Here is a 10,000-nt window from a genome sequence, read left to right on the forward strand (position 1 = left end):
TGGTGCGGCCTCTATGGGTCGCGCCTGATCGGCTACAACCACCCGCGCCTGTATGAGCCCGACTATATGCGCAGGCTGGTGGTCGCGGCCAATACCAAGATGGCCAATCCGGACTTCCTGACGCGCGAATGTCTCGACTATTACCGCCTGCTGCACGCCCTGCGCCCCAAATGTATGCGCGGTGAGCGCGTCGAGGTCTATGCGGTGAATTCCGGCGCCGAAGCGGTTGAGAACATGATGAAATACCTCATCAATCTCCACCACAAGAAGATGCAGGCGCAGGGCAAGACGGTCCTCAACCACCGCTTTATCTATTTTGAACAGGCCTTCCACGGGCGCACCGTCTATGCGCTCAATATCACCAAGCTGTCGAACGACCCCATCGCCACCCGCGACTATCAGGGCCTGATTCAGGGCAATCTTCAGGTGCCCTTCCCTGAGTATGACAGCCGCCGCCGCGAAGCCGACAATCAGCGCGAGGTCGATAAGTGTCTGGCGACGCTCGACTATCTGATGTCTACCTATCGTGATGAAATCGCCGGGGTTATTCTTGAGCCGCTTCAGGGGGCCGGTGGCCATCGTCTGGCCCTGCCGCGCTTCTATCAGGAGCTGTCGCGCCTGTGCCACCACCACGGCATCGCCTGGGGGCTGGATGAGGTGCAGACCTCCGGCGGACAGACGGGTGAGGTCTTCTCCATCGACCTGTTTGACGTCCCCCACCCGCCGCAGGCGGTCGCCACGGCCAAGAAGTTCGGCAATGGCGTCGTCTATATGCTCAATTCGATGGACGATATCGGCGTCCTCGATTCGACCTGGGGCGGCACCTTGTCCGACATGGTGCGCTTTTGCGAGGAATGGCGGATCGTCGAGGACGAAGGCCTGTTGCAAAGCGTCGAAAGCAAGGGCGCGCGCCTGTTTGGCGGGCTGAACAGCCTCGTTGAAAAATACCCCGACACCCTCGGCAATGTGCGCGGACTGGGCCTCTATCAGGGTTTCAGCCTGCTCTACGCGCCGAACAAGGGGCGGCTGATCGACATGGCGCTGGAGCAGGAGAAGCTGTTGTTGCTGGGGGCGGGCACCGACTCGATCCGCTTCCGCCCGCCTCTGGACGTGACGGAAGCCGAGATCGACGAGCTTATCCGCAAACTGGGCAGACTGCTGGGGCAATTATGAGCGAGCGCCGTTTTCAGTTAGTCGATGTCTTCCATTCCGGGCCGTTCAGCGGCAATCCGGTGGCCGTGGTGCTCGATTCAGAGGGCCTGACGACCGAAGACATGCAGCGCATCACGCGCTGGTTCAACCTGTCGGAAACGACCTTCCTGCTGCCGCCGGAGACGCCCGACGCCGACTACCGCGTGCGTATCTTTACACTGGACCGTGAACTGCCCTTTGCCGGTCATCCGACTCTGGGTTCGGCCCATGCGTGGCGATTGGCGACCGGTTCGGACAAGACAGAGGTGGTGCAAGAGTGCGCGGTCGGTCTGGTCCGCGTGCGCTTTGACGGCGACCGGCCGGCCTTTGCCGCGCCGCCGCTGGTCCGCAAGGGCCCGGTTGATGCGGCCAAGCGGTCCGAAATTGTCGAAGTGTTGCGCATCGAACCGGACGACATCGTCAGCGCCGAATGGGCCGACAATGGCCCCGGCTGGGTGCTGGTGCAACTGGCCTCGGCCGACGCCGTGCTGGCCGTCGATCCGCTGCGTTATCTGGATCGCCGCGTTGAAATCGGTCTGGTCGGCGCGCATCCGGCGGGCCACGAGACGGCGTTTGAAATCCGCGCCCTGTTCAGCGACGCCACGGGCGGTATTATCGAAGACCCGGTGACGGGCTCGCTCAATGCCTCGGTCGCTCAGTGCCTGCTGGCCGATGGTCGCGCCACCGCCCCCTATGTGGCGGCTCAGGGGACGAAGCTGGGCCGCGCCGGGCGCATCCATGTGTCAGAAGCCGACGGCAATATCTGGATCGGCGGCGAGACGCGCACCCTGTTCAGCGGCACCGGGAGCTTTTAATTTCACCCTCCCCTGCTTGACAGGGGAGGGTGTATTTACCGCTTACCCTTGCCCGCGGGTTTGCTGCGGCCGCCGGGCGCGGCGGCACCGGGCTTGGTCGAAGGCCCAAGGCTGCGCGAGGTGCGTGATTTGACCACCACCTTAGGCGCTGCCGGAACGCCCTTCGGCTTCTGCTTGACACGGTTGGGGTGGGCTGGCTTTTCGCCCGGCTTGACCTTCGGCTTGGCGCGCACGCGCGGTGGGCCGCTGGTGTCCTTGCTGCCACCCTCATCAAACGGATTGACCCCGGCATTGGCCTTGACACTCAGGCGAATAGGCACGCCCGGCATATCAAAAGATTCACGCAAGCTATTGATAAGATAGCGTTGATAATGGGCCGGCATGGCATAAGCACGACTGGCGAACAGCACGAAGGTGGGCGGACGCCCCTTGGTCTGCGCCATATATTTCGGCTTGATGCGCTTGCCGTCCACGGCGGGGGGCGGGTGACGCTGAATGGCCAGTTTCAGCCAGTCATTGAGGTCGCGCGTCTTCACCTTGGCCGACCAGTTGCGATAGGCCTTCAGCACGGCGGGCATCAGCCGGTCGAGCCCGCGGCCGTTCAGCGCCGACAAGGCCACGAACGGGGCCCCGCGCAGTTGCGGCAACATGCGCTCGGCGATCTCGCTCAGTTCGTGCAAACGCGCCTGCGGTTCTTCGACCGTATCCCATTTGGAGATGACATAGATCAGGGCGCGGCCTTCACGTTCGACCAGATCGGCGATCTGAAGGTCCTGCGTTTCAAAGGCGTTTTCCTGATCCATGACCAGGATCACCACCTCGGCGAAGGTGATGGCGCGGATGGTGTCGGCGGTCGAAAGCTTTTCTAGCTTTTCCTGCACGCGCGCCTTGCGCCGCAGACCCGCCGTATCGACGAGGCGAATCTTGCGCCCTTCATACTCCCAATCGACCGAGATCGAATCGCGGGTAATGCCCGCCTCCGGCCCGGTCAGCAGGCGGTCTTCGCCCAAAAGGCGGTTGATCAGGGTCGATTTACCGGCATTGGGACGCCCGATAATGGCGATGCGGACGGGCTTGGTGTCCTCATCCTCGTCTTCGTCCTCATCGGCAATGAAATCGCCTTCGATCAGTTGGCGGTACTTTTCCAGCGCCTCATAAAGCTCGGAAATCCCCTCCCCGTGTTCGGCCGACAGGTGCAGCGGCGCGCCAAAGCCCAAGACGTGCGCCTCTTCGGCTCCGGCAAAACCGGCATGGCCCTCGGCCTTATTGGCGATCAGGATGACCGGCTTGTCCTTGAAACGCAGGATGTCAGCAAAGATGCGATCAAGCGGCACCACGCCTTCGCGGGCGTCCATGACGAACAGAGCGACGTCGCATTCCTCGATGGCCTTTTCGGTCTGCTGGCGCATGCGCGCTTCCAGCGAGGTATCGGCCACGTCCTCGAAACCGGCAGTGTCGATGAGGTCGAGATCGATGTCGCCGATATGGCCCGAAGCGTAGCGACGGTCACGCGTCACGCCGGGCTGGTCATCGACAATGGCCAGTTTCTTGCCCGCAAGGCGGTTGAACAGGGTGGATTTGCCGACGTTCGGACGGCCGACAATGGCGATTTTTAAGGTCATGAGGGGGTTATTACAGGAGATACCGTGTAAAAAAAAGAAAAGATGCAGGAGGCTCGCCTCCTGCATCCGAATGGTCATCGCTGGGGGATCGCTTACTGAACGGCGATCAGCTTCGCCTTGTCGGTCAGGACGAACAGCTTGTCCCCCACCACGATGGGGGCCAGATAGGCCGCATCACCCAGTTTCAGCGTCTCTTTGCGCGCCCCGGTCTTGGGGTCGAAAGCCACCATTTCGCCTTCGGAATTGACCATGATCAGGCGGTTGGAGGCCAGAATCGGGCCGGTCCACACCGGCAGGTTCTTGACCTTCTTTTCGCCACCCATACCAAAGAAGCTTTTCTTGGTCTTGGCGCGGCCCTGATTGAGATCGACCAGCCAATAGACCTGACCTGACGCGGCATTGGCCGCCATCAGCTCGCTTTGCAGGGTCGAAAGATAGACGGCATCACCGGCCACCCACGGGGCATTGGTCGAATCGGCGCTGACCGACCAGCGACGTTGACCCGACTTGGCATCCAGCGCCGAGAAGACGCCCGAATGGCTGGCGGCATAGACGAGATTGTTGGCCACCAGCGGGCGACCGGAAATGTCGCGGATTTCCGACAGGGCGTTGGTGCGCGTCGATTGCGCCAGGGTCTGGTTCCACACCTGCTGACCGCTGTTGGCGTCGATACCGACCAGTTCGCCCGACGAAAACGGCGCGATAAACAGGTTCTCATAGATGGCCGGAGCGGTGGTGCGCAGGATGCGCGCCGGTTCGACCAGCGCCTGATAGGTCCAGGCGGGCTCCCCCGTTTCCTTGTTCAGCGCAATCATCTGGTTATCGACGTCGCTGAAGACCACCACATTGCCGTTCACCGCCGGCGCAGCGCGCAGCGGGCTGTCGAACGTCTTGGTCCACAGCACCTCGCCCGACGCAGCGTCAAGCGCGGCGGCCAGACGGAAGCCGGAAGTCACGTAGAGCTTACCCCCCGAAACGGCCAGACCACCGCCAAAGGCGTCCTTGTCACGGCGGATGTCGGGATTGAGGTTCCGCGTCCAAACTTCGTTGCCCGAATTGACGTCGAAGGCGCGAATACGCGCTTCGCCGTCCATGGCGTAGATCAGCTTGCCATCCGATACCGGCGAGGCGACGACCTGAGTGGTGCGCGACGAGCCCGCCCCCACCGACTTCGACCAGGCGATCTTGAACTGCTCAGCCGCGGCGGCGTGCTCGACCGTCGTGGTTGGGCCGCTGGCGAAAGGCCAGTCGGCGACAGGCTGCGGCGACGGCAGGTAGAAGTCCTTGCCCGCCAAACGTTCGGACGGCTGCACCTTTTGCTCGAAGGCGACGATGGAGATGCGCTCGCCCTGCGTGGCGACCTCTTTCGGCTCTTCTTTTTTGAGCGGGTTGAGGTTTTGGATGGTCGAGCAGCCCGAAAGCCCCGCGCCCAGCACCAGCGCCATAGCCGTGGCGGTCAGGATACGACCGGTATGGTGGCCATTATGGTGGGAAGTCTTTGCCGTCATCAGGGCTTTCTCATCAAGGCGAAGTTAGTCGGGTGGGTCGTTTACTGTTGCGGCAGGCTCAGCGGGGCGGCCATCTGCGGCTGCGCCTTCACTTCCGGCAGCTTGATCGCCTGACGCGCCACTTCGGCACCACCGGAATCGATCAGAGCCACCGCCATCTGGGCCCGTTGTTTGAGCGGATCAGAGGCGTCGAGCGAGAAGGCCAGCGCCTGAAGGTCGCCGCGCGCGCCCTGAAGGTCGCCCTTCTGGATCTTGGCCATAGCCAGCGCTTCCTTGGCCAGAGGCGCGTAGGGACGCCCTTCCTTGGTCAGCGGCGTCAGGCGCTTTTCGACATCCTCAAAAGACGCCTTGTCCATGATCAGAAAGGTGGCCTTCAGCGTCGCCAGATCGGCAATCAAGGGGTCCGAAGAGGCCTTCGACGCCTCTTCCAGCAGCTTAACAGCTTCGTCGGTCTTGTTGTCTTCAACGGCCAGCCCGGCCAGTTGCGACAGGGCCAGCGCCTTATAGCCCGGCGCGCCCGCATCCACGACCTTTTGTAACGCCGTTCGCGCCGCGCCCTTGTCGTTCTTGGTCAGGGCGTCCTGCGCGACGACATAGGACTCAGACGCCTTGCTGATACGCCCGGCTTCCCACGACGTATAGCCCCAGAAGCCCAGAGCCCCGATCAACGCCACAGCCAGTGCGCCACCCACGAAAGGGGCACTCTTTTTCGCGATGGCGGCCCAACGGTCCTGACGCAGACCTTCTTCGGCTTCCTCGAAAATATCGCTCACGTTTATTCCTTGTCTCAGAACACACTGACGGGACCGCAGCGCGGCGGTCACCGGTAAATCTGGCGCGAACCTAGCCGCAACAGGCCGGATGCGCAATGATCATTAAAGCATGCCCCGAAAAAGTGGAAACCGGTTTTTCCAACAGGGCATGCGCCCCCTTAAAGAGGACACCCCATCAGGGTTATCATTCTACTTCGCAAAATATGTCTCTTGTGGGGCCGGAAAGTCGCGGCTTTTGACATCTTTGGCGTAGGCTGCTGCGGCCTCACTGATGGTTTCACGCAAGGCCGCATAGCGGCGCACGAATTTGGGGGACCAGTCGAACTGACCCAACATGTCATCGACGACCAGTATCTGCCCATCGCAGGCCGCCGAGGCGCCGATGCCGATGGTGGGGGCCTTGACCGCCGCAGTGATTTCCCCGGCCAGATCGGCCGCCACGCCCTCGATCACGATGGCAAAGGCCCCGGCCGCGTCGGTGTCGCGGGCTTCCTGAAGGACTTTTTCGCGTTCTTCGGGGGTGCGGCCCTTGGCGCGGAAACCGCCATCGACATTGACCGCCTGCGGACGCAGACCAATGTGCCCCATGACCGGGATGCCGCGCTGCGTCAGATAGGCGATGGTGCGCGCGACCGTCGGGCCGCTTTCGACCTTGACCGCCTGCGCGCCGGTTTCTTTCAGCAGGCGCGCGGCATTGTCAAAGGCCACTTCCGGATCGCCTTCATAAGAGCCGAATGGCATATCGACGACAACGAAGGCGCGTTTGGCCCCGCGCATCACCGCCTGACCGTGCAGGATCATCATCTCCATCGTCACGCCCAGCGTGTTGGGCAGGCCGTGCACCACCATGCCGACGCTGTCGCCGACCAGCAGGATGTCGCAGTGATTATCGAGAATTTCCGCCATCGGCGCGTCATAGGCGGTCAGGCTGACCAGAGGCGTACCGCCTTTGCGCGCATAGATTTCCGGCGCGGTCAGACGCTTGACGGGGGATGGGGTATGGCTGCTCACCTTAAGGGCACCTTTCGCTCAGCCGGGAGGACCGGCAGGGAGTGGGCCTATACCCCCTCTTCACGCATGTTGACGAGGTACAGGCCGACGATGCTCATACATAGCGAAAAGCTGATCCAAAAAAAGAGGGGCGACTGGGCGAAGGCCAAATAATCCGTGGACTTGCTTAAGGCCAGCGCCAGACCGTTGGCGACGTTTTCCACCAGTTCGCGCCCAAAGCCGAGGCTGGCCTCGAAGGTGGCGTCCGGGGCCGCCGCCGGGCGCGTGGCGGCCTGCGCCGTGGACGACAGGCCGGGCAGCCGCACAAGCTGGGTCAGGGCGTAAAGCCCGCCCAGCAGACCGGCCAGAGCGATCAGGCCCTGACGCAGCCAGTTTTTGGCGCCCAGGCGGCGCATCACCCGATCCTGAAACGCCGGTTCGTCATCGAAACGCATTGGCGTCTGGAACAGATGGTAGAGGTCTTCATCCTTCATGACATCACCTTTCGATAACCGCGGGCACGGCTTCGGCCATGTCCAGCATAGCCCTCAACTGCGTCAGTCCGCGTTTGATATGGCTCTTGACCGTCCCCAGCGGCAGGCCCGTCTCATTCGACACGTCCTGATGGCTGAGCCCGCCGGAAATATTCAGCGTGACGCACAGGCGCTCCGCCGGTTTCAGGCGCGACAGGGCCCCGTCCAGATCACGCGCCGCCCCCTCGTTCTGAACGGCCTGATGCAGGTCGGGCGCGGTCTCATAGGGGGTGACGTCCTCGACCAGCAGATATTTCTGCGTTGTCTTCACCTTGCGCAGATAGCGGCGGGCGGCGATCATTTTGAGCCAGTTGAGAAACGGACCATCGGCCCGGTACTCGGTCAGACGCTCATAGGCCGTAATAAAGGCCTCCTGCGCCATATCGTCCGCGTCGGCCCCCTGCGCCCCCATGCGCCGCAGGTGCGTGCGCAGAGCCGCCGAGTGCCGCCGCACCAGTTCACCGAAGGCGTCGGACACGCCCAGCACCGCCTGAGCGATCAGGTCATGATCGCTCAGATGTCGGTAACCGGCAGCGGTGGAAGGGGCGGACATGGCGGGTCGATCCTGAAAGCGTTACGGTTCAGGACTTCTTCTGATTGTTCAGGCCGACAATGCCCATGATCAGCAGGGCGACCCCGATAAAACCGGGAATGGCCGCGACGCCCGACAGGGTTTCAAAAACATAATCATTTTTCACAAAGTCGAGAACCACCAGACCGAGAGCCACGGCCATCAGGATAAGACCGGAACGAATATCGTTCACCGGCGTCTTGATCTTGTTCATTGAAGCTCCGGACTTTTGCAGGCTGTCCAGATATTCCGGCGGCAGGGGTTGCCCCTTTTCGATGGCCATGCGGATGGTCTTCTGCACTTCCGCCCGGTCCTTGGCGCGGAAGTACATGACGATGCCCACGATAAAAATAGGCATCAGGATAGAGATGATGGGGATGAGAAGTGCCGCTTCGAAATCGTGCATGTTACGATCTCCCTTGAGAAAGTGTCAGGCGAAAATCCGCCTCTGTAGGATAAGAGGCGCGGACAGTGCCATTTGGATGCACAGATAAGTATTAAATAAAATTCATCCCGCAGAGCGGGTGTCGAGCCGCTTCTCTGACATCAGGCAAACAGCGCCGCATAGACCTCCGGCTTGAAGCCGACGGTAATCGTACCGTCCTTGTCCAGCACCGGGCGTTTGATCATCGACGGATTGGACAGCATCAGGCGGATGGCCCTGGCCTCGTCAATGTCAGCCTTATCGGCTTCGGGCAGAGCCTTGAAGGTCGTGCCCGCCTTGTTGAGCAGGACGGTCCAGCCCACCGCCTTGACCCAATCCTTCAGATGCGCCTCATCAATCCCCGCGACCTTATAGTCGTGAAAGGCATAGGCCAGCCCCTGCCCGTCCAGCCACAGCCGCGCCTTCTTCATCGTATCGCAGTTTTTGATGCCGTAGAGGGTTAAGGCCATGAGGGGACTCCTGTCTGTGAACTGAGCCCCCTCCCTAAACGGCTTACACCACGTCCTCAAGGCTGAAACGGTCCGCCTTTTCGTCATAGTCGAAGGCCTCGGCATAACGCCCCCACTGAACCACTGAACGCAGGGTCTGCTGCGCAAAGGTTTCAGACATGTGCGTCTGCAACTGGTCGCGCACGCGCCGCGCACTCAGCCCGGCCTCGCCGCCGGTTTCGAGCGCGTGACGGACATGGGTCGCCAGCGGCACATGGGTCAGAAGCTGTTGCCGGAACAGGTACTTGCGGCCATCGACATCGGCTTCGACAAAGGCCTGACCGGCGAGCAGCAGCAGCAGATCGCCGCCTTCCAGTTCGGCAAAGCGCAGCAGTTGCAACACTTCGGCAATGGGGAAGAGTTCGTCGGCCTCGTACTGAAGCTCCGCCGCCAGCGCCGGCAGGGCGGCCTTACCGGCATAGGCCGTCCCGGCCAGGGCCTCCATCAGACCGGCCAGAATATTGGTCGAAACGCGCGGCAGCACCATGGCCATCCCCATGCCCGCAAACAGGCCTTCCTGCACCGGAGCCTTGGGCGTGCGCGTGGTCATGCGGCGGTAGATGTCTTCGACCAGCGCGCGAAAAGCCGGGTCCAGACGATCGCGCGGTTGCGGCAGATCGACGGTGATTTCAGCCACTACCCGCCCCGGATTGGACGAAAAGACAAGGATGCGGTCGCACATCAGCACCGCCTCCTCGATATTGTGCGTGACGATCAGGATCGACTTGAGCGGCGTGCGCCCTTCGAACCACAGGTCGAGCAAATCGGTGCGCAGGGTTTCCGCCGTCAGCACGTCGAGCGCCGAAAAGGGCTCATCCATCAAAAGGATATCCGGATCGACGACCAGAGCCCGCGCCAGACCGACGCGCTGACGCATCCCGCCCGACAACCCCTTGGGGTAGGCGTTTTAAAAGCCGTCGAGCCCGATCAGGTCGATAGCCTTCAGGGCGCGTTCGCGGCGGATCGCCGGGGCTACGCCCTGCGCCTCAAGGCCGACCTCGACGTTTTGCAGCACGCTCAGCCACGGGAACAGGGCGAAGCTCTGAAACACCATGCCGACATTC

General features: G+C 62.0%; 11 protein-coding genes. 2 read left to right on the forward strand and 9 right to left on the reverse strand.

The genetic code is table 11. The features are described 5' to 3' along the window. Together LDL37_RS00275 and LDL37_RS00280 are read left to right on the forward strand one after the other, a co-directional pair. A partial coding sequence (locus LDL37_RS00275; protein WP_290792694.1) for an aminotransferase class III-fold pyridoxal phosphate-dependent enzyme occupies nt 1–1,173 on the forward strand: 1,173 nt, incomplete at its 5' end. Continuing rightward, nucleotides 1,170–2,006 (forward strand): PhzF family phenazine biosynthesis protein, encoded by an 837-nt coding sequence (locus tag LDL37_RS00280; RefSeq protein ID WP_290792696.1) that lies wholly within the window; start codon nt 1,170–1,172, stop codon nt 2,004–2,006. The genes LDL37_RS00275 and LDL37_RS00280, both read left to right, overlap by 4 nt. Nucleotides 2,007–2,041: 35 nt before the next feature. Here LDL37_RS00280 and der read toward each other — a convergent pair whose 3' ends face one another. The 9 genes from der to LDL37_RS00325 form a co-directional block, all read right to left on the reverse strand. Further along, nucleotides 2,042–3,628: a ribosome biogenesis GTPase Der gene (gene der / locus LDL37_RS00285; RefSeq protein WP_290792698.1), complete on the reverse strand. Its 1,587-nt coding sequence runs from the start codon at nt 3,626–3,628 to the stop codon at nt 2,042–2,044. A gap of 92 nt (nt 3,629–3,720) precedes the next feature. Then, nucleotides 3,721–5,136, reverse strand: coding sequence for a PQQ-like beta-propeller repeat protein (locus LDL37_RS00290; RefSeq protein ID WP_290792700.1), 1,416 nt, complete (start codon nt 5,134–5,136; stop codon nt 3,721–3,723). Between the two features lie 41 nt (nt 5,137–5,177). Further along, nucleotides 5,178–5,909, reverse strand: coding sequence for a tetratricopeptide repeat protein (locus tag LDL37_RS00295; protein WP_290792702.1), 732 nt, complete (start codon nt 5,907–5,909; stop codon nt 5,178–5,180). Between the two features lie 189 nt (nt 5,910–6,098). Further along, nucleotides 6,099–6,920 (reverse strand): 3-methyl-2-oxobutanoate hydroxymethyltransferase, encoded by an 822-nt coding sequence (panB, locus tag LDL37_RS00300; RefSeq protein WP_126423665.1) that lies wholly within the window; start codon nt 6,918–6,920, stop codon nt 6,099–6,101. A 47-nt stretch (nt 6,921–6,967) separates the two neighbouring features. Continuing rightward, nucleotides 6,968–7,393 carry a hypothetical protein gene (locus LDL37_RS00305; RefSeq protein ID WP_290792705.1) on the reverse strand — a complete coding sequence of 142 codons (426 nt, stop codon included), beginning with the start codon at nt 7,391–7,393 and terminating at the stop codon, nt 6,968–6,970. A gap of 4 nt (nt 7,394–7,397) precedes the next feature. Further along, nucleotides 7,398–7,985 carry an RNA polymerase sigma factor gene (locus tag LDL37_RS00310; RefSeq protein WP_290792707.1) on the reverse strand — a complete coding sequence of 196 codons (588 nt, stop codon included), beginning with the start codon at nt 7,983–7,985 and terminating at the stop codon, nt 7,398–7,400. 28 nt (nt 7,986–8,013) lie between these two features. After that, a complete protein-coding gene (locus LDL37_RS00315; protein ID WP_290792709.1) occupies nt 8,014–8,409 on the reverse strand; it encodes a DUF6249 domain-containing protein in 396 nt (131 codons plus the stop codon). Between the two features lie 140 nt (nt 8,410–8,549). After that, a complete protein-coding gene (locus LDL37_RS00320; RefSeq protein ID WP_290792711.1) occupies nt 8,550–8,897 on the reverse strand; it encodes an ArsC family reductase in 348 nt (115 codons plus the stop codon). A gap of 43 nt (nt 8,898–8,940) precedes the next feature. After that, entirely contained in the window at nt 8,941–9,813 is an 873-nt protein-coding gene (locus LDL37_RS00325; RefSeq protein ID WP_290792713.1) for an AAA-associated domain-containing protein, read from the reverse strand. Between the last annotated feature and the right edge of the window lie 187 nt (nt 9,814–10,000).

Source organism: Asticcacaulis sp. (assembly GCF_020217185.1).
Taxonomy (GTDB): Bacteria; Pseudomonadota; Alphaproteobacteria; order Caulobacterales; family Caulobacteraceae; genus Asticcacaulis.